This is a genomic window from Aeromonas sp. SrichE-2G (assembly GCF_017939565.1).
GTDB lineage: Bacteria > Pseudomonadota > Gammaproteobacteria > Enterobacterales > Aeromonadaceae > Aeromonas > Aeromonas taiwanensis.
In genome coordinates this window covers 222,919-247,893 of record NZ_JAGKRG010000049.1, presented here as the reverse complement: position 1 = coordinate 247,893, position 24,975 = coordinate 222,919, and the positions used below count along the sequence as shown (strand labels likewise).

Sequence of the window (24,975 nt, the reverse complement as noted above, 5' to 3'; positions counted from 1 at the left end):
CGAAAGGCGCTCTTTTCTTTGTCTGGACGCAACGACCCTGGCTTCGGGGTCACTGCTTGCGATAACGCCGCTCCGGCCGCCCCACGGTACCGTATTCGAGTTCCGGACTCGCCAGCTGCTGCCCCACCAGAAACTCCAGATAGCGGCGCGCCGTGGTGCGGCTCACCCCGATCCGGGTACCTATCTCCTCGGCACTGGCCCCCTCCGCGGCCAGGACGGCCAATACCCGTTGCAGGGTGATGCCGTCGATGCCCTTGGGCAGCCCGGCGGCCGCCACCTGTTGCAAGGGCGTGCCCAGCAGGGCGTCCACCGCCTGCTGATCGATGTCCGCGAGAGCCGCCAGGGCGGCAATGCTCTGACGGTACTTCTCCAGGGTGTCGCGCAGCCGCTCGAACACCACGGGTTTCAAGATGAAATCCACCACCCCGAGGCGCATCGCCTCCTGCAGGGCGCTCGCCTCCCGGGCGGCGGTGAGCAGGATGACGTCCAGGCTGGCCCCCGCCTGGCGCAATTCGCGCAGCAGGCAAAAGCCCTCTCCGTCCGGCAGCCACACATCCAGCAACACCAGATCGGGTTTCAGGATGGCGATCTGCTCCCTCGCGTCGAACAGGGTGAGCGCCACCCCCAGCACGTCAAACCCGGGCAGCCGCTGCACGAAGCGGCGGTGGATTTCGGCGATGGCCGGATCGTCTTCGACGATCAGGATCTTGATCACTCACACCTCCTTTGGAATGTAACAGACGACGCAACTTCCCTGCGCCGTGGCTTCTATGGTGATCTGCCCCTGCAGGGAATCCAGGGTCTTGCGCACCAGGGCGAGGCCGATGCCGTGGCCGGGCTCCGCCTTGCTGCTCACGCCTCGCTCGAACAAGGTGTCCGCCAGGGCGGGATCCACCCCGCCGGCCCCGTCCTCTACCTCGAGGATGAGATCCTGCCCCAGATCGCTTAAGGCGACCCGGATTGGCTGATAGGGTGCGCCGTGGCGACGGGTCGCGTCGAAGGCATTGTCGATGAGGTTGCCAAGCAGGGTCACCAGCTGGGAACCGCTCACGCGATGGGGGATGTCGTGCAGGCGGGAATCAGGGTCAACTTCCAGCACCAAACCCAGCTCGTGGGCCCTGTGGTACTTGCCAAGCAGCAGCCCGGCCACCTTGGGCTTGGCAATGGCGCCCATCAGGAAGCTGAGCAGGGTCTGCTCGGTGTCCGCCTCCCGCCCGATGAAGGCCAGCGCCTCCCGGGTGGCCCCCAGCTCGATGAGTCCGGCGATGGTGCCGAGCTGATTGTTGTGTTCGTGGGTCTGCACCCGCAGCAGATCGCTGTAGGCCTGCACCTGGGAGAGCTGGGCACTGAGCTCGGCCAGCTCGTCCTTGCGCCGAAAGCTCGACACGGCGCCGATGAGGCGTCCTTCCTGAACCAGGGGCAGGCGGTTGACGATGAGGGGCTGGCCATTCAGGACTATCTCCTCGTCAAACTGGGGGCTCTGCTCCTGCAAGATGGAGAGCATGCGGCTGCCCGGCAGCAGCTGGCCAATGGGCCGGCCAATGGCGGCCCTGGCAACGGTTTCATCCAGACGCAGCAACCGGATGCCGTTGGGATTGATGGAGGTGAGCCTGCCCTGCTCGTCGATGGTGAGGATCCCTTCGCGCACCGTGCGCAGGGTACAGTCGAGTTCGGCATAGAGACGCCCTATCTGCTCGGGTTCGAAACCGAAGATGGCCTTCTTGTAGCGCCGGGCCAGCCAGGCGGCGGCGGCGCTGTTGAGGATCACGATGAGCAGGGTGCAGAGCAGGCCAAAGCGCAGGAAACCGCGCAGATCGGCGTCAATGTCCCGCACCAGATAACCGACCGAGACGACCCCTATCACCCTGCCCATCTCGTCGCGAATGGGCCCCTTGCCCCGCACCGCGCTGCCAAGGGAGCCCTCTGCCCTCGAGATGTAGAACTCCCCCGCCAGGGCCCGGGCAGGATCATCTCCCACCATGGGTTTGCCAAGCCTGTCTGCGTTGGGGTGAACCAGACGCCTGGCATCGACGTCGCCGATGACGATATAGCTCGCACCAACCTCCCCCCGCATCCGCTCCACCAGCACGTTGAGGCGGACGGTGTCGGCCCGTTTCACCCCGGCGATGACGCCGGGCTCCCGGGCCACCAGCCGCGCCACGTCGAGGGCCTGATCCCCCACATCCTGATAGCGCTGCTCGGCGACATAGTAGTAGCTGGCCCCGCTCAGCAGCACCAGCTGCAACAGACTGACCAGACAGAGCATGAAGAGGATGCGTCCCTGCAACCCGAGTTTCATGCCTCCTTGTCCCCTCGCAACAGTTCGAGCAGCAGGCTGCCGTCACGCAGGGCCTTGTGCACCTGCACCGAGGTGGGCTTGGTGGGATCTTCGTAGAAATGGGTGGATTCGATCTGCAGGCGCACCAGGTACTCGGCCGGCAACTGGCTCGCCAGGGACTGGTGCAGCATGGGGAACAGCAGCCGATCGGCCCGGGTGATCTCCCCCCCCAGCAGCAACTTGCCCGGGTTGAGCAGGCAGATGAGGTTGGAGAGCACCCGGGAGAGCCGCCCCGCCGCCTGATGGAGGATATCCTGACAGAGGCTGTTGCCCGCCAGCGCCAGCTCGCACAGCTCGCGGATGTTGACGCTCTCGGGCAGATCGTGTTCCTGCATCCGCTCGCGCAGATCCCGGTACTGGGCCTCCAGGGCCTGATTGGTCACGAGCGTGCAGGCGCAGCCGAAGCCGCCGCAGTAACAGCGCTGGCCATAGGGTTCGAGCTGCAGGTGGCTGAGATCCCCGAGCAGGGCCGACTCGCTCTCGATGAGCTGGCCGTTGACCACCATGCCGACCCCGATGTCGTTGTGCACGAACACCAGCACCGCATCGGCGCAGTTCTTGGCGGCTCCCCATTCGCGTTCGGCCTGGATCCAGGTGCGCACATCACCGCTCACCAGCACGGGGACCTCGAACGCCGCCTGCAGGGTGGGGCCGAGGGGCCAGTTGCGCAGATCGTAATAGGGGAAGTGCTTGACCATGCCGGAGTGACGCTCCACCTGCCCCGGCAGGCAGAGGGCGATACAGGCCAGACGCAGTGCCTTCTTGGGCAGGAAGCCCTCGATGGCATGCACCAGGCTGGCCAGCAGATCCGCGCGCTCCGCCTCGCTGAAGAGATGGCGATGGCGCGCCAGGGAGCGGCCTGCCAGATCGAACAGGGCCATGTCCACATAACCACGGCCCAGACGCATGGAGAGAAACTGGAAGCGACGCTCGTTGATGCGCAGCAGGGTCTGACGGCGGCCGCGCCCCACCGAGCTCTCGCCGCAGGTGACCACCAGCCCCCCGTCGAGCAGCTCGCGGGTGATCTTGGTGATGCTGGCAGGAGAGAGACCGGTCAGGCGGGACAGATCGGTACGGGACAGCTCCTTGTGCTCCTCCAGGCTGGCGTAGACCAGGCCGTAGTTGAGCTGACGGATCAAATCGATACTGCCTTTCACGATCTCATTCATAGGGTAGGGGCTAACGAAAGGAACGAATGACGCGATTTTCCCACATTCTGCGCCGAACCCCAAATTTGCCGTCTGGAAATCACGCCCAGACGGCAAATATGTGACTAGTAACGGAAGCGGGAGACGAGTTGACGCAATTTGTCACCCGTGTCGGCCAGGGTGCGGGTGGTGGTGCTGGACTCCCCGGCGGCCTCGGTCAGCTCGTTGACGATCTGCTGGATGGCCACCAGATTCTTGTTGATCTCCTCGGAGACCGCGTGCTGCTCCTCGGCCGCCGTGGCGATCTGGATGTTCATGTCGTTGATGGTGCCGACCGCCGTCACCATGCTGTCGAGGGAGCTGGCGATGTGGCTCGCCTCCTGCACCGTCTCCTGGCTACGGGATTCGCTCGCCTGCATCACCTCCACCGCCTGCCTGACGCCGCCCTGCAGCCGCTGCAGCATCTCGTTGATCTCCTTGGTGCTTTGCTGGGTGCGGCCAGCGAGGGATCGCACCTCGTCTGCCACTACCGCAAAGCCCCGTCCCTGTTCACCTGCCCGGGCCGCCTCGATGGCGGCATTGAGTGCCAGCAGGTTGGTCTGTTCGGCAATGCCGCGAATGACCTCCACCACGGATCCTATCTTGCCGGTCTCCTGAGCCAGTTGCTCGATGACCCCGGCGGCCACGTGCACCTCCTCCACCAGCCGGTTGATGCTGCCGATGGCGCTGCTCACCACCCCGCGTGCGGCATCCGATTCGCGCGCCGCGTCGCTGGTGGCGCTGGCCGCATTGGAAGCGCTCGCCGCCACTTCCTGGGCGGTGGAGCTCATCTCGGTCACCGCAGTGACAACCTGATCCGTCTCCCTGCCATGCCCCTGCATCTGCCTGTCGGCGTGCTCGCTCAGGCTGTGCAGCCTGTGCACGGCGCCAAGCAGCTGATGGCTGGTCTCCCCCACCTGGCTCACCACCGACTGGATCCGCTCGACAAAACGGTTGAACGCCGTGGCCAGCTGGCCCACCTCGTCCTTGCCCTGCACCTTGAGGCGCCGGGTCAGATCCCCCTCCCCGTCGGCGATGTCGTTGAGGGCAGCCACCGCCTCCGCCAGCGGCCGGGTTGCCCGGTTGCCGATCACCACGGTGGCGGCCAGAGTCACCCCCAGGATCACCAGAATGATCAGCACGCTGCTCTGCAGGGAGCCATGCATCGCCTCCTCACGCTCGGTGCGCAGGGTCGCCAGCTCGCTGTCGATGTCGTCGATGTAAAAGCCCGTGCCCACCACCCACTTATACTTGTCGAGCACCAGGTTGAAGGAGAGCTTGGGGGCATCCCGTCCGAGGGATGGCTTGTTGGTCCAGTACTCGGAGAACCCGTCCCCCTCCCGCGCCGACTTGATGATCCCCTGGATGAGGAAGGTGCCCTTGGTGTCCTTGTCCTGCCAGCGGTTCTTGCCCTCCACCTCGGGGCGGGTCGGCAGCAGCAGGGTGTTGCCCTGATAGTCATAGACGAAGAAGTAGCCGTCGCTGCCATAGCGCAATGGCCGTAATGTCTCGAGCACCTGCTGGCGGGTCTCGGGGCTGTCCGGCCCCGCATAGGCCTGCTCGATGGCGGTTTTGGCGAGCATCAGATAGCTGCTGAGCAGCGCCTTGCGCTCCTTGACCGCCTTCTCCCTTGCCATCACCAGCTCTGACTCCAGATCGCTCCTGGACATCAGATAATTGCTGAGATTGACCACCAGGGCCATCAACAGGATGGGGACCGCGCCCAGCAACAGGATCTTCTGTTTCAGCGTCATCATGCACTTCCTTTAGCGATTTTTATGTGGGTGTTCCGTTCCTACCGGCTCGACCTGCTGGCCGAGGGGGGATGGCATTCGCTACAATCCCGCCACCTTCCATTATCGACCCGATGAGCTGACCCATGAGCCAATGTCCTTGCGGTTCTTCCCTTCCCCTCTCCCTGTGCTGCGGCGCTCTCCACAGCGGCCAGGCCGCCACCAGCGCGGAGCAGCTGATGCGTTCCCGTTACAGTGCCTTCGTGCTGGGGCTGGGTGACTACCTGGTGCACAGCTGGCATCCCGACCATCTGGGGACACTGACCGCAGACGAGCTCTCCCGAAGCGATACCCGCTGGGACGGTCTCGAGATCCTCGCAAGCCGGGGCGGCCCCCATGACGAGACCGGCATGGTGGAGTTCAAGGCCTGGTTTGTGGAAGGGGATGCGCGCCACTGCCTGCACGAGCGCTCCCGCTTCGTGCGGTATCAGGGGCGTTGGGTCTACACTGACGGCGAACAGGATCCGGCGCCGCTGCGGGTGGGCCGCAACGATCCCTGCCCCTGTGGCAGCGGCAAGAAATTCAAAAAATGTTGCTTCGAATAAAACAGGCTTTTTAAACTGACGTTATTTAATCGGGACAGGAATACAGCCATGGATGAACGTCTTGCAGAATCCATTCAACAGCGCCTTGCCGCCATCAAAGGAAGCGGTCAGGCAATACAGGGCTCCGACGTCCTGTTATACCTGCAACCGGCCAGCCAGGCAGGCATCCAGGTCAACCTGCCCACCGGCAAGACGAAACGCCTGCCTGCGGTACTCGTCGGCCTGGATCGCCAGCCCTACCTCTATTTCACCTTCCACGCCATCAACCGGGAGGACCTGCTGTCATACTGCAAACCCGGCTACCGGGTGCATGTCTCCGTCATCTGCGAGCGCGGCCTGGGGGCCATGGTGCATTTCGACAGCGTGATCGAGCTGGCAGGAGAGACGCCACTCCTGATCACCACCCGGGTGCCCAAGCAGGTGACCATCAACAAGATCCGCAGAGAGACGCGCTACCCGGTGAACCTGACCGGCTGGACCACCAACGGCGACACCAAGATCCCCATCCAGCTCACCGACATCTCCTTTGAGGGATGTGCGTTCAAGACCAGCTACCTCGCCCCGCCCCTCAAGATGCAGCACCCCATCGTCCTGCGTTTTCAGCCCCTGGAGGATGGCCAGGATCCCCTGCTCCTCAGCGGCATCATCTGCAATCAGGGTAAATTGCTCGACAACATCCTCTACGGGGTGAAATTCGACCAGGACGGGCAGCGCAACAGCAACGCTCTCTTCATGAACCTCGAATTCAACGGGCAAATGATGGTCTCAAAGACCCCAGACACAGACGCACTGCGTTAATCCGCACAGGCCCGCAGCTTGCCTCCCCCAGTGCGGGCCTCTTCCCGGGCACGGATGCCCGCCCTCCCGTGGTCACGCCTGCTCTTTTCCCTCGCCGGGATCCGGCCCTTCTTGCCATCTGATCTCCCGTGACCTCTGTCACATAACTCTCACCAACCATCACTAAATGCTCGTTTACGCTCATTAACTTGGCCCATATCAAACATTTTCAACCAGAGAGGCGCCACACTGAGCCCATCTGGAAGAGATGAGACGGGCACAATGAAAAGAATAACCACACAAGTCGTCATCATAGGCGGTGGCGCCACCGGTGCCGGCATCATGCGCGATTGTGCGCTGCGCGGCATCGACTGCATCCTCCTTGAGCGGGACGACATCGCCGCCGGCACCACGGGCCGCAATCACGGTCTGCTCCACTCCGGCGCCCGCTACGCGGTGACGGATCAGGAGTCCGCTCGCGAGTGCATTCAGGAGAACCGCATCCTCAAGCGGATCGCCAGCCACTGCGTGGAAGACACCGGCGGCCTGTTCCTGACCCTGCCGGAAGATGACATCGGCTTTCAAAAGACCTTCATGGACGCCTGCGCCCTGGCCGGCATCGAGACCCGTCAGCTCGATCCCCGCGAGGCGCTGCAGCTCGAACCCAATGCCAACCCGGCCATGATAGGCGCGGTTCAGGTGCCGGACGGCACGGTCGACCCCTTCCGCCTGGCCGCCGCAAACGTCTTGGACGCCAAGGAGCACGGTGCCCGCATCTTCACTCACAGCAAGGTGCTGGGGCTGCTGCGCACCCATGACAGAGTGCACGGGGTCAAGGCCATCAACACCCGCACCGGCGAGGCGTTCGAGGTAGAGTGCCAGGAGGTGATCAACGCCGCCGGCATCTGGGGCCAGCAGATCTGCGAGTACGCCGATCTCGGTATCCGCATGTTCCCGGCCAAGGGTTCCCTGCTCATCATGGATTACCGCATCAACCAGCTGGTGCTCAACCGCTGCCGCAAGCCGGCAGACGCGGACATCCTGGTGCCGGGCGATACCATCTCCCTCATCGGCACCACCTCAAGCCGCATCGATTACAACAAGATTGATCAGCTCACCGTGGAGCCGGACGAGGTGGAAGTGCTGCTGCGCGAGGGGATAAAACTTGCCCCCATCATGGCGCGCACCCGCTTGCTGCGGGCCTACGCCGGGGTGCGCCCTTTGGTGGCGGTGGATGGTGACGAGTCGGGCCGCAACATCAGCCGCGGTATCGTGCTGCTGGATCACGCCGAGCGGGACGGTCTCAAGGGCTTCAACACCATCACCGGCGGCAAGCTGATGACCTATCGCCTGATGGCGGAGTGGGCCACCGATCTGCTGGCCAGGAAGCTCGGCAACAGCAAACCGTGCCGCACCGCCGAGCTGAGCCTGCCAGGCTCGCGGGATCCGGAGAAGGTCTCCGCCCCCGGCCTCTCGGCACCGGTCGAAGGATCTGCCCAGTATCGCCACGGGGAGCGGGTCATCGCCTTCTTTCGGGATAATCCCAAGGCCAACGCCCTCATCTGCGAATGCGAGATGGTGACCGCCGGCGAAATCGAGTACGCCCTGCGCGAGCTCGACGTGGACAACCTGGTGGATCTGCGCCGCCGCACTCGCCTCGGCATGGGCCCCTGTCAGGGAGAATTGTGCGCCTATCGCGCCGCCGGTCTGATGCAGGAGTACGGCAAGGCCGATGGCCGCCAGGCCTGCGTCATGCTGCGCCAGTTCCTGGAGGAGCGCTACAAGGGTACCCGCCCCGTGCTCTGGGGTGATGCCCTGCGCGAGGCGGAATTTACCTACTGGATCTATGAAGGCCTGTTTGGCCTGGGTGAGTGGACGGCCCCCCGCCTTGTGAGCGAGACCGCCTCTTCCCAGCGCCATGCCACAGAGACACACGAGGAGACGCCCCATGAAATTTGACACCATAGTGATTGGCGGCGGCATGGCGGGCCTCTCGGCGGCCCTGCGCCTGGCCGAAGCGGGCCAGAAGACCCTGCTGATGGCTTCCGGCCAGAGTGCCCTGCACTTTTCCTCCGGCTCGGTGGATCTGCTGGAGAGCGAAGGAGATCCCCGCGCCGCCCTGCCCGCCTTCATGGCTGCCAACCCCGAGCACCCCTACAACAAGGTGGGGATGACCCATATCGAGGCGAGCCTCGCCGATCTGCAGCGTCACTGCGCAGAAGAGGGATTGTCGCTGTTTCGCCAGGAGCAGAACCACCAGCGCCTGACCCCCATCGGCACCCTGAAATCCACCTGGATCTCCCCCGAGACTTGCGCCTGCGTCACCGATGCCCCCGTGCCGGATACCCTGCTGCTGGCCACCCTGGAGGGCTTTCGCGACTTTCACCCACGGCTTGCGGCAGCAAATCTCGCGACCCACCCCCGCTTCGCCCACTGCCGCATCCTGACCGGTGACATTCGCATTCCCCAGCTTGCCGAGTTCAGCCGCAATCCCCACGAGTTTCGCTCCGCCGACATCGCCCGCCTGTTTGACAAGCAGGGAGGCGGCAACCACTCCCTGATGGCGGATCTGGCCCGGGAGATCAGCCGCATGGTGATGGAGTACGGCGAACCCGGCTGCCGCCATATCGTGCTGCCCGCCTGCCTGTCACTGGGGCTGGTCGGCCCCCGTCTGGCGGAACTGGAAAAACGCACCGGCTGCACCATCAAGGAGGTGGCGACCATGCCGCCCTCACTCATCGGCATGCGGATGCAAGAGGCCCTCAAACGCCGCTTGATCGCCCTTGGCGGCACCTTCCTCACCAGCGAGCGGGTGCTGGGCGCCCGCTACGAAGGCAACCGTGTCGTCGGCGTGCACAGTCAGAACGGCGATGATCAGCTGTTCGAGGCGGACAACTTCGTGCTCTCCTCCGGCAGCTTCTTCAGCCGCGGGCTGGAGTCGCGCCTGCGCGGCATTCGCGAGCCCATCTTCGATGCCGACGTCCTGAGCCTGCCCGAGCGCGATGCCTGGGCCGGTCGCCGCCTGTTCGACCACCACCCCTTCATGGGCTTCGGGGTCAAAACCGACGACAAGCTCAGAGTGCTGCGTGGCGGCAAGCCGCTCGCCAACCTCTATGGGGCGGGCAGCGTACTGGCCCACTATGACCCCATAAAAGAAGGCTCAGGCTCAGGCGTCGCGGTTGCCACCGGCTGGCAGGCCGCCGGCCACATTTTGAGTTCAGCCCAATGATGATTTCGCCCCATATCCCGTGCCTTCAATCTCGACGGGAGGAGAACTGACATGCTACTGGATCACGCCAACCAAACTTTCGATCAGTGCATCAAATGCACCGTCTGCACCGCCTACTGTCCGGTGGCCAAGGCCAATCCCGCCTACCCCGGCCCCAAGCAGGCGGGCCCGGACGGGGAGCGGCTGCGCATCAAGAGCCCCGAGCTCTTTGACAGCGCCCTCAAGTACTGCACCAACTGCAAGCGCTGCGAGGTAGCCTGCCCGAGCGGGGTGCGCATCGGCGACATCATCGCCAAGGCCAAGCACCAGTACAGCGGCTTCAAACCCGGGATCCGCGAATTCGTGCTCTCCCACACCGATCTGATGGGCAGCATGTCCACCCTGATGGCCCCGGTGGTCAACTTCACTACCGGCCTCAAGCCGATGAAGCTGGTGCTGGACAAGGCGCTGGGGGTCTCCTCCCACCGCGATCTGCCCAAATATTCACAAGGCACCTTCCGCGGCTGGTACAAGAAGCAGAAGGCGAGTCAGGCTCGCTTTGCACGCCAGATCGCCTACTTCCACGGCTGCTACGTCAACTACAACCACCCTCAGCTCGGCAAGGAGCTGGTGCAGGTGCTCAACGCCATGAACATCGGCGTGCAGCTGCTCGAGCGGGAGAAGTGCTGCGGCGTACCGCTGATTGCCAACGGCTTCATGGACAAGGCCAAACAGCAGGCGGCCTTCAACATCAAGCAGCTGGAAAACAGCCTGCTTGGCAACGAGATGCCGCTGCTCACCACCTCCTCCACCTGCGGCTTCACCCTGCGGGACGAATACCCCCACCTGCTGGAGCAGGACAACCACAAGGTGCGGGATCGCATCTCCCTGGTGACCCGCTTCCTGTGGAACGAGTTCTACAAGGGCAACAAGCCGGCCATGAAGCCGCTTGGGCTGCACATCGCCTACCACACCCCCTGCCACATGGAGAAAATGGGGGGCATCATCTACACACTCGAATTGCTCCGCGCCATCCCGGGGGTCAAGGTGACGGTGCTGGAGTCCCAGTGCTGCGGCATCGCCGGTACCTACGGCTTCAAGTCGGAGAACTACGAGACCAGTCAGACCATAGGCCAGGGGCTGTTTGATCAGATAAACCGCCTAAAGCCTGATCTCGTCATCACCGATTGCGAGACCTGCAAGTGGCAGATCGAGATGAGCACGCCGTTCCCCTGTGAACACCCTATCCACCTGCTGGCCAGAGCCCTGGCTTGAGATGAGCACGTCCATCTCTCGCTGCGAACACCCCAGCCACCTGCTGGCCAGAGCCCTGGCGTGATCCCCTTGCCACGCCCGGCCAGACGGCCCGCTCTGCAAAGGGGCCGATAAGCCAACACCAGATGGGAAAAGAGCCGGCAAGCGCCGGCTCTTTTCATTCACATCCGCCCCATCAGGGGTGCTGGGCGATCAGGCTGTGCTGATCCAGCATGCTCTGCAGGATGTCGTGGGACGAGGTGCCGCTCAGGCTCCAGCCGCTCAGATCCACGTCCTTCAGGGTGATCTGCTGGGTGACATGGCCATCCCCCGCCGGTGACACCGACAGGTTCACGTCGCTCAGGCCGTGGCCCACGCTGGTCACCGACGCCTGGAGATGACCAAGCAGGCTATCCACGCTGTTGCCAGTCACCCCCTTGAGCAGGTCCGCCAGATCTATCTTGTCCCCCTCCTGGGGACGGAAGTCGGTGATGGTGTCCATGGCAGGCTGCGCCGTCGTCCCCTCGTCACCACGGCCCCACACGAAGAGATCGCTGCCGGCGCCACCGCTCAGGATGTCGTTGCCCTGACCCCCCCGCAGCACATCATCCCCCATGCCGCCCAGGAGGCGGTCATTGCCGGTGGAGCCGAACAGCCAGTCTCCCTGATCCGAGCCCAGCAGATCGTGGCCGCTCTGGCTGTGGATGGTGATGGTCTCCGTAGCCGAGCTCAGGGTGCTGCCACCCAGGCTGGATTCGGCGCTCAGGGTGAGGGCATGATCCCCCGCCGGCAGATCCTTGAGGTAGATGGGCACGGACTGGTCCATGGGCAGCAGCCAGTCATTGCCATCCGCGTGGCCGACACGCTGGCCGTGCTCGTCCACCACCTGGGCACCACCCAGATTCTGGATCCGCACCGACAGCTCGCCCGGTGCCGGATTGACCACGCTGGCACTGAGGTTGAGCGGCACCCAGGCCCCTTGCAGCGCAAGGATATCGTGGGTGCCGACCCCCAGCTGGGGATCGTCCGGCTCGGCCGTTACCTGGATGGCGATCTGGGCGCTGTCGGTCAGGACACTACCGGCGCCGGTGTTGCCCAGATCCGAGGTAGTGATGCTCAGGTTGTCCTGACCCCAGAAGTCCCTGGCCGGCTCGTAGTGCAGGTTGCCGGCCAGCAGGCTGTTGAGATCATCGAGCGACCCCACCAGGGTCACCACGCCGGTCCCCGCCCCCTGCACCGAGACGGCGCCCGCCGCCCCCAGCAGGGTCAGCACACCGTGCTCCACCCGCAGCACCATGGAGATGGGCGCACTGCCCGCATCCACGTCCTTCACGCTGATCCCGGTGAGCGACAGGGAGCCATCCTCTCTCACCTGCTGGGTGCCCGGCACCTGGGTGACAGGAGCATCGTTGACCGGTGCGACCTCGATGGGCAACACGTCGGTGTCGCTCAGGGGGCCACCGCTGCCGGTGCTGCCAAGATCATTGGTCACCATGGTCAGGGCATCCTGGCCATTGAAGTCCTGCTCACCCTGATAGGTCACGCCGCCAGAGAGCAAGGCATTGATGGCGTCCTGGGAACCGCTCAGCACCAGGGTGTTGCTGCCGCTGCCACTCACCGTCACGCCGCTGCCCGCCGCCAGCTCCAGGGTGCCGTGCAGCACGGAGAGGGTGACCGAGAGGGGGCTGTTGCCCGCATCCACATCGCTCACCTGCAGCCCGTGAATGGTGAAGGGCTGGTCTTCCTGCGCCACCTGGGGCGTCGTCGGCAGCTGGTTGACGGGGGCATCGTTGACCGCTTGTACCTCAATGGGCAGCACGTCGGTGTCACTCAGGGCGCCACCGCTGCCGGTATTGCCCCGATCGTCCGTCACCATGGTCAAGGCGTCATTGCCGTGGAAGTCCGGGTTGCCCTGATAGGTGACCCCGCCCGAGAGCAGGGCATTGAGATCCGCCAGGGTGCCGGTCAGCACCACATCGCCGGTGCCGTTGCCGGTCAGGGTCACGCCGCTCCCGTCCGGCAGGGTCAGGGTGCCGTGCTCCACCGAGAGGCGCACTTCCATGATGCCGTTGCCCGCATCCACGTCCTTGACCTGCAGACCCTGGATGACGAACGGCTCGTCCTCCTGAGCTACCTGGGGATCCCCGGGCAGCACGTTGACGGGGGCATCGTTGACCGGGCTCACATCGAGATGGATGGTGCCGTTCACTTCGGGGCCGAGGGCGCCGTTGTCCAGGCTCTGGGCCGTCACCTTGATCTCCATGGCGCCGTTGGCGTCATGGGTCACCAGCTCCACCCCGTCGAGCTTGCCCCCATCCGTGGTGACCTGCCAGCGGCCGCCCCCCAGATCCACCACGGTACCGCTGACCCCGCTCGGCAGGCGGATTTCTGCCCCGTCCGGCACCCCTTCCAGGGTGACGCGCACCTGCTCGGGCCCGTTTTCCTGCACATTGCCGGCGCTGCCACCGGTGGCATGGGTGTCCCGGGTCTCCACCCCCAGGTGCAGGGTGATGACGTCCCCTTCGGTGCCGCTCGCCTGATCCTGCATGTCGGTGATGACCGCATCCCCCACCGGATTGACGGTGACGGTGAAGCCAGCACTGGTTTCAAGGGGCAGGGTCAGCCCCTTGTCCAGGGTGAAGGCGCTCAGGGTCAGATCCACGGTGCCGCTGAAGTCCGCAGGCGGGATCAGGGTCAGGGTGGAGAAGTCGGTGCCCACAGGCACCTGCCACACCCCGCCGCCGTTGTTGACCGCCGGGGCGGACAGGGTGAAGCCATCCGGCACCCCCTTGATCTGCAGCCCCACGATCTGCTCGGAGCCATCGTTGTCGATGAGGCTGGCCCCCAGCCCCCCCAGGCTCACGCTGCCATCTTCCTGGCCCGTGACGTCCTGGACCGTGAGGTTGGCCGGATCGTTCACCGGCAGCACCTCGAAGCTCACGTTGCCGCTCCAGCTCCCCCGATCCGTGCCCGTAGTGGCGGTATCGAGAATATCCACCGTCACCGCCAGCGGCACCTTGCCGCTGAAGTGTTCATTGGGCACGAACACCAGATCCTTGAGATCCGCCGGGTCGTTCACCCTGAGGGTGGAGACCGGCTGGCCGTGCTTGTCGAGGAAGTGACCATATTGGGGATCCACGGTCACGACCACCCGCTCCACGGTCTCGAGACCGCCATCGGCCACCGAGGGGCTGATGTCGGCGAGTTTCACCGAAAGATCGAGGTGGATCTCGGTGTCTTCCAGGTTGTCAGGCTGGCCGTCGCCGTTCATATCCTTCACGTTCAGTTGCAGCTCGGGCAGGCCGTCCGCCCCGCCGTTGATGTCCACCTCCGGGGTGATGGAGAGGGTGACGTCCTTCTCCACCGTCTTGGTGTCGCCGCTCACGGTGTCGGTGTTGACCAGGCGCACATTGAAGTGCAGACCGTCGCCGGCATAGTCTTGTGGCAGGGTCAGGGTCAGGCGGTCGAGATCATCGAGGCCGCCCGGCAGCTTGATGAGGTACTCGCCGTTGACGAAGTCGAAGGTGAGCCCCTGCACGTTGACACCCGGGGGCAGGCCTGTGATGACGATGCTAAGCTCGTCATCCCCGCTGTCCGCCGTACCCAGGGTCACCAACTGCTTGAGCTGGCTGCCGAAGTTGACGCCGTGATCCTCCACCCCGGTGATGGGAGCGCTGTTGTCGAAATCGACATCGGCGGCGATCTGGCCCGAATGGGTCGCGCTATGGAAGTCGGCACTGGCATTCAATTCCTTGCGAACGCTGGCGCTCACATCCCCGTCATCGCTGAGGTCGTGCACCAGGGCACTCACCTTGAAGGTCACAGTACCGGTGAAGCCATCCGGCGAGCGCAAGGCGTAGCTGCCGAGGGCGTCATGGGGCACGGTCCAGTTGCCCTGGCCGTCGTTGATCCCCCCCACCACCACGAAGCCGGGGGGCAGATCGCTGATCACCAGGTAGTCGATGGTTTCGACGCTGCTGGGGTCCAGATCCTCGAACACGAAGACGCCGTCCAGCGGGATGTCGTGCCCGTCCGGGCTCTCCAGCTGACCGGTCTGCACCAGGTTGCCATCGGGCTCCACCACCGCCTGGATATCCACATGCAGGGTGCCGTCGATCACCTTCTGGGCAGTGGCACTGGAGTCCACATCCACCTGCGTCACCGTGACATGGCTCTGGAGTGTGGTGTCCTTGTCGCTGTCCTCGGGCCCTTTCACCAGCAGCTGGCCACCGCCGAGCAGGCTTTGCAGCTCGGCGTCGCTCAACTCCACGGCGCCGCCGCTCACGGTCAGCTGGGTCTCGACCCCGCCCACGCGGATCCAGACTTCATACCCGGGCTCGATACCGGAGAGGCTGAGGTGGGTCACCTGCTCGGCGCCGTCGGTCAGGTCAGGCTGCCAGTCGAGGACGGTGAACTGATCCTCCAGGCCATGGCTGGTCTTGGCATAGTCGGTGGCGTCGATGGCCGGCTCCACCTTGATGGTGAGGGGCACGTCGAAACTCTTGTGGTCGCCGTCATTCTCGGTCACCACCACGTGGCCAACCAGGTGCAGATCGGCGGTGCTGTTGGGGGGCGGCTGGATCTGCAGGTTGCCGAGGCTGGTCACATCCACCTGATAGAGGGGATTGCCCTTGCCATCGAGCCCGGCGAAGGTCAGGGTCAGCTCCTTGCCACTGCCGTCGAACACCCTGGCCCCTTCCGGCAGCCCTTCCAGCACCAGGTTGAGGGTTTCCGAGTGATCCTGCGGGGTATCCGTCCACTCCCCGGAGGTGAGCTTGAAGTCCAGCGGTGCCCGGCCATCCTCCTGGATGGTGATGCTGTAGCCGTTGCCATCCTGGGTCCAGTCGGTGGTATTGAGATCGAAATGGGGTTCATCCACCACCCCCACCAGATCCACGTGCAGGCTCTGGCTGCCGGTCTCCTTCTCGTTCACCACGGTGTGGGTCTGGCCGCTGGCATCGGTCAGGATGGCGGTGTCCTTCACCACCCCCTTGATGGTGAGATCGAAATCGACGTTGCTGTTTTTGGGCGGCAGCAGCTTGAGGTCATTGATGCGGTCATAGGGCACCTCGTAGTAGCCGTTGGCATCCAGGGTGACCGCCACCCCGCCAAGCAGCAGGGTGGCACCGGCGGGCAGGCCGCTGATGCGCACGAACAGCTGCTCGGAGCCATCCGTGGTGTCTCCCAGATGGGCGAGCCCAATCTTGCTGCCCAGATCGATCAGGGTATCTTCCTTGCCCTGGATTTCGCGCACCGTCAGCTTGGCGTCGTCCGCCAGCGGGTTTACGTTGACAGTCACCTCCAGCGGATCGCCGAGGGCCGTCTCCTTGCCGGTCACCACCGGGGTCTTCTCCGTGCTCACCGGGGTCACAATGAGCCTGATGTCACCGCTGTAGTCCTTGCCGGGCACCACCGTCACCTTGTTGATGTCGCCACCGGCCACCGTATAGAGGCCGTTCGCCCCCGGGGTGAGCACCTTGCCGTTCAGGGTCAGGGTGCCCTGGCCGGAGGCCCACTCTATCTGGTAGCTCAGGGTCTCGGAGCCGTCCGTGTCAGTGAGGCCCGCCTTGACGTTGAGGGCGATGCCGCTGCTGTCCTCACTCGTGCTGTAGTGCTGGTGCGTGCTGCCGGACTCCCACAGGGGTTTGTCGGCAATGCCCTGCACCGTGATGTCCAGATTGCCGGTCAGCACCGGGGGCTTGCTCCCCTCGGTGACCCCCACCTGCAACTGCACCGGGAAGCGCAGCGGAGTGCCGCCGTTGTTGTAGCTCGAGTAGTCGTGGTTCGGCACGAAGGTGACACCGGTGAGCTGGAACTTGTCATCGGTGTTGGCCACCGCCACCATGGCCGCAGGCGGCACCTCATACCAGGTCTTGCCCCCCTGGGTGATGGTGGTCAGTGCGACGCCGTTGAAATAGAAGGTGCCCTGGGCGTTGGCGGGTGCCTGGATAAGCAACTGCTCCACGTGCTCGCCCCGATCGAAATCCCCCACATCCAGGTTCATGGTGATGGGGATCCCCTGGCCCGGATCGCTCGCCCCCGCATCCTCCTGGCCGGTGACCGCGCTCACGGTGAGCTTGCCCGCCTCGTCCCTGATGGTCAGGGTCAGGAGACCGTCGTCGGTATCTCCGTCGCCATCCACCAGGTGGAAGCCTATCTGCTGTACCAGGGTGCTGTTGCTGTGATCGATGCCCGATTTGGCGGTGAAGCTGTAATCCCCCTCGGCATTGATCACCAGGGTGCCGATGATCTGCCCCGTGGCGTCTGTCACCGAGATGGTGGTGTTGCCCGTGGCGGCGATGGGGTGCTCGGTGCCATTGATGGTCACCGCTCTCACCACCGCATCATCCGCCCCCTCGCTGGCGGTGGCCAGCAGATCGCCAGTCACTTTCGCCCCTTCATTCAGGGCCTTGCTCGCGTCCACGGCCACGGGCACGTCATCCTGCACGCTCACATGGCCGATCACTTCGGCGCTCAGATCCCCCTCACTGTCCCGTGCCTGCAACGGCAGCTGGATATCCAGCAGATCCTTGCCCTGGACACTGTGATCCAGATTGCCTGTCAGCTCGAAGGTGTAGCGGCCGGACACATCCAGGGTCAGCTTGAAGATGAGCTTGCCTGCGCTGTCCTTGCCCAGGTAGACACCCGGCTGGCTGTCTGCGCCCAGGGTGACCACCTTGCCCCCCGACGTCAGGGTATTGAGGGCGTTGAAGCGGGCCACATCCAGTTGCAGGGAAGCTACCCGGTCGCTCCCGGCGGCGATCGTCACCTGGCCGATGGCAATCTCTCCCGTACCTGACGGGCTGGTGCCGCCGTGCTGGCCACTGCCCCCGTTGAGGTCCGACTCCTTGACGGTCACCCCCTCGATGGCGGTGATCACGGGGTCGGCGGCATCGGTGATCACGGCGGTGGTGTTGCCGGTGATCACGCTGCCGTCGCTGTCGGTCACCTTCACCGGCAGGCTCAGGTTGAGCTTGTCATCCGCGCCGTGATCCAGGTTGGTGTGTACCGTCACCTGGTAATCCAGGGTCTGGCTGCTGTGGGCCGCGATGCTGCCCGGCACATTGGGCAGGGTCACCGTCAGCACCAGGGTGCCGCTCGCAGTCACTGCCTGGAAGCTGTGGCCCTTGCTGCCCGCCACCTCTTGCCAGGTGAGGGTCTCACCGTTGTGGGTGATGGCCTTGCCACTCCCATCCACCACCTGGCCCGAGAGGGTCAGCCGCACGTCCACCACGGGATCGGAGTCCGCCGTGATGGTCAGGGTGCCGGTGGCGTGCTGATCGTCTGCGGTCTGGTTGCTGGCGGCGCCATCGAAGCGCCCTTCACTGACGCTCACGCCGGTCAGGGTGAGGGTCGGGTTGGCCCCTTCCGAAATGCGGATGTTGAGGGTGCCCGTGGTGCTGTCGTTGTTGCCGCTGCCCTTGTCGCTGTCGACGATATTGAGCTTGAACGGCAGGTCGGTCGCGGTGCCACCGCTCTGGTGAACCCCCTCGAACAGGGTCACCTTGTAGTCGAACCTGTTGCTGGCGGCGTTATCGAGCGTGCCTACCAGTTCGACCTGGAGCACCTCGACGCGCACGCCGTTCACGTCCACATAACCCTTGAGGATCTGGTTGCCCGGGATGCTGATATCGCCGTCCACCAGTTCGTATTTGACGCTCTGGCCCAACGCGGTCAGCGCAGGTTGCTCGCTGATGTCGGCAAACGACACCTCGCTCACCCGATCCGAGCCCGCATTGACCTGGAAGTGGCCGGTGCCGATCAGGGGCGTCTGCCCGTCGAGCCCCCCTTCGTCAAGGCTCACCCCGCTGCCCGCCACGAAGCCAGGCGCATGACCGTCCCTGACGGTCAGGGGCAACTGGGTCGAGACCCTGTCCCCATCCTTGTCGGTCAGGGTGACGGTGAGCGGCAGATCGAGGGATTCGCTCCCCTGGTGATCCAGCTCGGCCCCCAGGGTCACCCTGGCGGTGACGCTCCAGTTGCCGTTGCTCTCCACCAAATCCAGCTCGGCACGCAGCACCTCGCGGCCGTCCGCACTGGTCCCCACCAGATCCCCGTTGGCATCCAGAGTGAAGGTCACCGGGCTGCCGTGGCTGCTGTACTTGCCATCCAGGCTGCCTTGTATGGCCGCGATATCGAATGTGAGGCTGCCTTGATCCAATGCATCCGAACCATGGCTCACGGTAAAGCTCATGGTGCTCACCACGGCGCCGTCCCCCTGGTTCGCCTCCGTCATCTCGGTGCCGGTCACGGCGCTGATGACCGGATTGGCCCCGTCGCCGATGGCAACGCTCAGAGTGGAGGAGACTTTATCTCCGTCACTGTCGGTCAGGGTGAAGCCCGCCTTCAGCAGGCTGTCAGCGCTCCCCTGATCCAGCGGCTGGTTGAGGGTGAAGACATAGTGACCCTGCTGATCCAGCGTCAGGGTAAAGACGTTCTGGCCGTTGACGGCGCCGCTGATGCTGTTGCCGCCGATGGTGATGACCACGGGCTGGCCGCCGCTGGTGAGCCCCTGCAGGCCGGGCTGGCTGGCATCGAACGCGATGTTGACCAGGGGGTCGGCCCCGGCGGTGATGGCCAGATCCCCGGTGAGGGTCTGGGCTGCGCTCCAGTCGCTGTCCTCCACCAGGGTGAGGGAGACGGGGTCGACCTGGGGCAGCACGCCGTCGGTGATATGGATATTGAGGGTGCCCAGGTTGCTCTTGTCCCCGTCAAAGTCGGTGCCCTGTACCTGCAGCCCCAGGTTGACGCTGTTGGTGCTGACCGGTTGATCCAGCACGCCGTCGAGCGTCACCTGGTATTTGCCATCCAGCCCCAGGGTCACGGTCAGAATGGTCTTGCCGCCCGCATCCAGCAGGGTGATGAGGTTGCCGTTGACCTGATAGCTGGTCGGCTGGCCACCGCTGGTGAGGTTATCCAGGGCGGGCTGGCTTGCCTCGAAGTTCAGCGACACCAGGCGATCGCTGCCCACCGTGACCGGCAACTGGCCATCCAGGGTCTGGCCAGAGGCCCCTTCCTGCAAGGTGACACCGCTGTCGATGCCGAGGTGGGGATCGGCGGCATCGGTCACATGAATGACGGTATCGCCTTTGCTGACGGTGCCATCGCTGTCCGTCACCTGCATCCCGACCTCGATATTGAGCCGATCGCCGGCGCCGTGATCCAGGTTGGTGTGGGTCACCACCTGATAATCGAACTCCACCTTGCTGTGCGCCGCGACGCTATCGGGCACATTGGGCAGGGTCACGCTCAGCACCAGGGTGCCGCTGGCTGTCAGGGCCTGGAAGGAATGTCCGTTGCTGCCCGGCACCTCTTGCCAGGTGAGGGGCTCGCCGTTGTGAGTGACGGGATTGCCGTTGACGTCCATCACCTGACCGCTCAGGACCAGGCGCACATCGACGATGGGGTCGGAATAGGCCTGCACCGTCACCTTGCCCGCGATGAGCTGATCGTCGGCGGTCGCGCCACTGGCGGCGCCATCGAAGCGCCCCTCGCCCAGGGTCACGCTGTCGATGGTCACCCCGTTGACGATAGGCCTGACCCCCTCGCTGATGGTGATGTCCAGGGTGCCCGTGGTGCTGTCGTTGTTGCCGCCCCCCTTGTCACTGTCGATGATGTCGAGTTTGAGGGGCAGGCTGGTGGCGCCATCACCGCCGTTTTGATGCACCCCCTGATAGAGGGTCACCTTGTAGTCGAACCTGTTGCTGACAGCGTTGTCGAGCGTGCCTACCAGCTCGACCTGGAGCACCTCGATGCGCTGGTCACCCACCTCCACATACCCCTTGAGCACCTGGCTGCCCGGGATACCGGGATCCCCGCTCACCAGCTCGTATTGCACCGACTGGCCGAGGGCGGTCAGGGGGGGTTGCTCGGAGGGATCGGCAAACGACACCTGACTCACCCGGTCCGACCCCGCCTCCAGCGTGAAATGACCCACCTCGGTCAGACTGTTGCTGCCATCGAGGCGACTCTCGCTCAGGTCTACCCCACTGCCCGCCACGAAGCCCGGCGCATGACCGTCCCTGACGGTCAGGGGTAAGGTGGTCGAGACCCTGTCTCCGTCCTTGTCCGTGAGGGTGACCCCGAGCGGCAGCTCGAGGGATTCGCTCCCCTGGTGATCCAGCTCGGCCCCCAGGGTCACCCTGGCGGTGACGCTCCAGTTGCCGTTGCTCTCCACCAAATCCAGCTCGGCCCGCAGCACCTCGCGGCCGTCCGCGCTGGTCCCCACCAGCTCGCCGTTGGCATCCAGGGTGAAGGTCACCGGGCTGCCGTGGCTGCTGTACTTGCCATCCAGGCTCTGCTGAATGGCGGCGATATCGAACCTGAGACTGCCTTGATCCAATGCATCCGAGCCATGGCTCACGGTAAAGCTCATGGTGCTCACCACGGCGGCATCCCCCTGGTTCGCCTCCGTCATCTCGGTGCCGGTCACGGCGCTGATGACCGGATTGGCCCCGTCGCCGATGGCCACGGTCAGGGTGGAAGAAACGGTGTCCCCGTCGCTGTCCGTCAGGGTGAAGCCCGCCTTGAGCAGACTGTCTGCACTCCCCTGATCCAGCGGCTGGTTGAGGGTGAAGACATAGTGGCCCTGCTGATCCAGCGTCAGGGTAAAGACATTCTGGCCGTTGACGGCGCCGCTGATGCTGTTGCCGCCGATGGTGATGACCACAGGTGCTCCGCCGCTGGTGAGCCCCTGCAGGCCGGGCTGGCTGGCATCGAACGCAATGTTGACCAGGGGGTCGGCGCCTGCGGTGATATCGAGATCGCCGGAGAGGGTCTGGGCCGCGCTCCAGTCGCTATCCTCCACCAGAGTGAGGGACACGGGATCGACCTGGGGCAGCATGCCATCGGTGATATGGATATTGAGGGTGCCCAGGTTGCTCTTGTCCCCGTCAAAGTCGGTGCCCTGTACTTGCAGCCCCAGATTGACGCTGTTGGTGCTGACCGGTTGATCCAGCACGCCGTCGAGCGTCACCTGGTACTTGCCATCCAGCCCCAGGGTCACGGTCAGAATGGTCTTGCCGCCCGCATCCAGCAGGGTGATGACGTTGGCGTTGACCTGATAGCTGGTCGGCTTGCCGCCGCTGGTGAGGTTATCCAGGGCGGGCTGGCTTGCCTCGAAGTTCAGCGACACCAGGCGATCGCTGCCCACACTCACCGGCAGCTGGCCATCCAGGGTCTGGCCAGAGGCCCCTTCCTGCAAGGTGACCCCGCTGTCGATGCCAAGGCTGGGGTCCACACCGTCGTCGATGGAGACAACCAGATCGGCGCGGGTCTCATCCCCGTCTATCTCCCTGGCGGAAACGGTGAGCCCGAGGGAGAGCCTGTCGCTGCCCTGATGATCCAGGGGCCCGACAAGGGAGACGGTCACTTTGCCCTGGATGTCGCTGCCCGACTGGGCTGCGCCCAGCTCGGCCTTGAGTACCTCGACCCGCTTGCCATTGCCATCCAGGTAGTAGCCCGTCAGCAGGCGATCGCCGCTGAATTCGAAGCTGAGCGGGTGGCCGTCGCTGGCAAGACCGCTGCCGTTGAGGCGAACGAGGGTATTGGCCTGGTCGGCGAAGGCGAGGGAATCCGCCATCAGGGGGTCGGACTGATGACCCACGACGAACTGGCTCTCGCCCACCACCGCCGCCGGATGGGTGAAATCATCTTCCACAAGGCTGATGGGGGCGATGGTGAAGTCCGGGGGGGTGCTGTCTACCAGGTTGACGGTGAGATGGGCGCTCACCAGATCCCCGTCGCTGTCGCGGTATTCCAGGTTGAAAGGCAGGCTCAGGCTCTCCTGGCCGTGATCCAGGCTCTGGTGCCAGACGATGCGATAGCTGCCGTCGTTGGCCAGGGTCAGGGTAAAGATGGAGTGGCCGCCGGCGCTGGCGGTGAGGGTCTGGCCGCTGACCTGGTAGGCGAGCGCCGTCCCGTGGCTGGTCAGGCCGAGCTGATTGAGGGCGCTCTGATCGGCCCCGAAGCTCACCTGCAGGCTGCCATCAAGCCCGGCCCCGGTGTGCAGGGATCCGGTGGCGCTCACCGGCCCCCCGGCCAGATCCGCCTCCGACAGGGTCAGGGTATCGCTCTGTCCGATGAGAGGGGCCCCGTCGATCACCCGGTTGCCCGCCAGATCCGTCACCTCGGCGCGCACCTCATAGGGACCCTGGATGCCGGAGAGATCCAGGCCATCCAGCTGCCAGCGGCCGTCGCTGCCCACCAGGGCGCTGCCGCTGTAGAGGGCCTGGCCATTCAGGCCGATGAGGGTGATGGTGACCCGCTGCCCCGCCTCCACGTCCGTGGTCGTGCCGCTCAGGGTGACCTGGTCATGGCCGAGAATGCGGCTGGTGTCGAGATCGTCGATGTCGATGGCAGCCCGGGTATCCACCGTCACCGTCAGGGTGTCGCTCGCCCGGTTGCCCGCAATGTCCACCGCCTCGACACGAAAATCATGGGCGCCGTCCGCCAGGGTATCGGGGATCTGATATTGCCAGTTGCCGTTGCCATCCACGGTGAGCACGGCCATCACCTTGCCTTCCAGGGTCAGGGTGACGGTGGCGCCCGGTTCCCCCTTCCCTTGCAAGAGTGGCGTGGTGTCGCGGGTCAGATCGTCCACCTGGCTGGCCCCGCTGTCGCTCTCGTCCGCCAGATCCAGGGTGATGGTGGTGATGGTGTCGAGCAGGGTCTCGCCGGTGTCGCTGGCCCGGTTGCCGGCGGCGTCCCGGGTATCGGCCTGGATGGTCAGGGGGCCGTCCACCAGCTTGCCGGTGACATCCCCGAAGTTCGCCTCCCAGACGAAGCCGGGCAACACCACTGTGGTGGTGGTCAGGCGATGGCCCTCCTGATCCGTCAGGGTAACGGTCACCGTCTGGCCCACCTCGACGTCCCGAACGAACCCGCGAATGATGACGCCGGTCGCCTCGTCGGCATTGATGATGTTGTCGTCGGTCTGGGGCTCGGTGATGGTGATATGGGCCTGCTGATCCTGATCTTCCACATAGGGCGTTTCACTGCCCCGGGCGACACCCTGGTGATCCGTGTCGAAGCCCGCCTCGGACAGGGTCGCATCATTGGTGCGATCCACCACCACAAAGCCCCCGGCGCTGGAGCCGGCCACGCCACCGACGTTGCCGGTGGCGGCATTGCCCGCCGCCGTCTCTTCAAACTGGGCGGTCGGGTCAACCCCCTGGCGGATAGCCTCCTGCAAGCTGGCCAGCTCGGGATCCGCCGCCAGAGGCTCGGGGGACGCCTCCGGCCGGGCAGGCCCGGAGGGCTCGCCGCCAGTATCGACCAGTTCCACATGTCCGTCGGATCCGCTGACCAGGCGCATTCCCGGCTCCAGTTGCATACCAGGGGTGGCGGGGCGAAGGGCGCCCTCGGCATCCATCACAAACACGGTGCCTTCCACCTTGGCAATAAGAGTCGGTTTCTCGATTCGCAGCTCGGCCATACATCCTCCAACGGGTAAATACAGACTTCCCAGCACATGAAGCTTAATAAGGAAAGTCGCCGTGACAGGCGGCTATTTTACCGCCAACGAACCAGCACAACACTTCGCCATTTTCGATAATATCGAAAGCAAATGCGGCAAATCTTCCAATTAATTGCACTTAAATACTTAAAAATTGATTTAACGCAGACATAAAAGCGATTTAAAAGCCGTTTCAGACAAACATCCGGTTCTTCTGGCTCCCGAGAACGCGACAGTTTCTGGCAACCCCCTATTTTCCGACCCGCCTCACTATTTCAGCAGGCAGAATTCCCCTGGCCAGCACAGGCAAAAACGTGCATGTGTATTCACGCGATCACTCCCTCCTCCCGGGCCGAGCAGATGCTCGCCCCTCCCTGCTCGCCCCCTTCTCCTTGCGGTACATCTGGGGGCGGTACA

Annotated in this window: 10 protein-coding genes; 5 read left to right on the top strand and 5 right to left on the bottom strand. The window is 64.4% G+C overall.

From position 1 onward, the window contains the following. Positions 1–49: 49 nt before the first annotated feature. The 4 genes from J9885_RS16040 to J9885_RS16025 all read right to left on the bottom strand — a co-directional run bounded on the left by J9885_RS16040 (position 50) and on the right by J9885_RS16025 (position 5,279). A complete protein-coding gene (locus J9885_RS16040) occupies positions 50–715 on the bottom strand; it encodes a response regulator (protein ID WP_043760098.1) in 666 nt (221 codons plus the stop codon). Then, positions 716–2,299 carry a sensor histidine kinase gene (locus J9885_RS16035; RefSeq protein ID WP_210550032.1) on the bottom strand — a complete coding sequence of 528 codons (1,584 nt, stop codon included), beginning with the start codon at positions 2,297–2,299 and terminating at the stop codon, positions 716–718. It lies immediately after the preceding gene. Then, complete coding sequence (locus J9885_RS16030) at positions 2,296–3,507, bottom strand: ROK family protein (RefSeq protein ID WP_043760095.1); 1,212 nt, start codon at positions 3,505–3,507, stop codon at positions 2,296–2,298. The genes J9885_RS16035 and J9885_RS16030 overlap by 4 nt, the downstream gene beginning before the upstream one ends. Positions 3,508–3,611: 104 nt before the next feature. Continuing rightward, positions 3,612–5,279, bottom strand: a complete 1,668-nt coding sequence (locus tag J9885_RS16025) for a methyl-accepting chemotaxis protein (protein ID WP_134696756.1) — start codon at positions 5,277–5,279, stop codon at positions 3,612–3,614. A 125-nt stretch (positions 5,280–5,404) separates the two neighbouring features. Between J9885_RS16025 and J9885_RS16020 the strand changes: the two genes are divergently transcribed. The 5 genes from J9885_RS16020 to glpC all read left to right on the top strand — a co-directional run bounded on the left by J9885_RS16020 (position 5,405) and on the right by glpC (position 11,123). Beyond that, positions 5,405–5,863, top strand: coding sequence for a YchJ family protein (locus J9885_RS16020; RefSeq protein WP_210550031.1), 459 nt, complete (start codon positions 5,405–5,407; stop codon positions 5,861–5,863). 48 nt (positions 5,864–5,911) lie between these two features. After that, positions 5,912–6,661, top strand: a complete 750-nt coding sequence (locus tag J9885_RS16015; RefSeq protein ID WP_210550030.1) for a PilZ domain-containing protein — start codon at positions 5,912–5,914, stop codon at positions 6,659–6,661. Positions 6,662–6,922: 261 nt separating this feature from the next. After that, complete coding sequence (gene glpA / locus J9885_RS16010; protein ID WP_210550029.1) at positions 6,923–8,599, top strand: anaerobic glycerol-3-phosphate dehydrogenase subunit A; 1,677 nt, start codon at positions 6,923–6,925, stop codon at positions 8,597–8,599. Continuing rightward, positions 8,589–9,869 (top strand): glycerol-3-phosphate dehydrogenase subunit GlpB, encoded by a 1,281-nt coding sequence (glpB, locus tag J9885_RS16005; protein ID WP_210550028.1) that lies wholly within the window; start codon positions 8,589–8,591, stop codon positions 9,867–9,869. The genes glpA and glpB overlap by 11 nt, the downstream gene beginning before the upstream one ends. 51 nt (positions 9,870–9,920) lie before the next feature. Continuing rightward, positions 9,921–11,123: an anaerobic glycerol-3-phosphate dehydrogenase subunit GlpC gene (gene glpC, locus J9885_RS16000; RefSeq protein WP_210550027.1), complete on the top strand. Its 1,203-nt coding sequence runs from the start codon at positions 9,921–9,923 to the stop codon at positions 11,121–11,123. A 175-nt stretch (positions 11,124–11,298) separates the two neighbouring features. Here glpC and J9885_RS15995 read toward each other — a convergent pair whose 3' ends face one another. Next, positions 11,299–24,537: a retention module-containing protein gene (locus J9885_RS15995; protein WP_210550026.1), complete on the bottom strand. Its 13,239-nt coding sequence runs from the start codon at positions 24,535–24,537 to the stop codon at positions 11,299–11,301. Between the last annotated feature and the right edge of the window lie 438 nt (positions 24,538–24,975).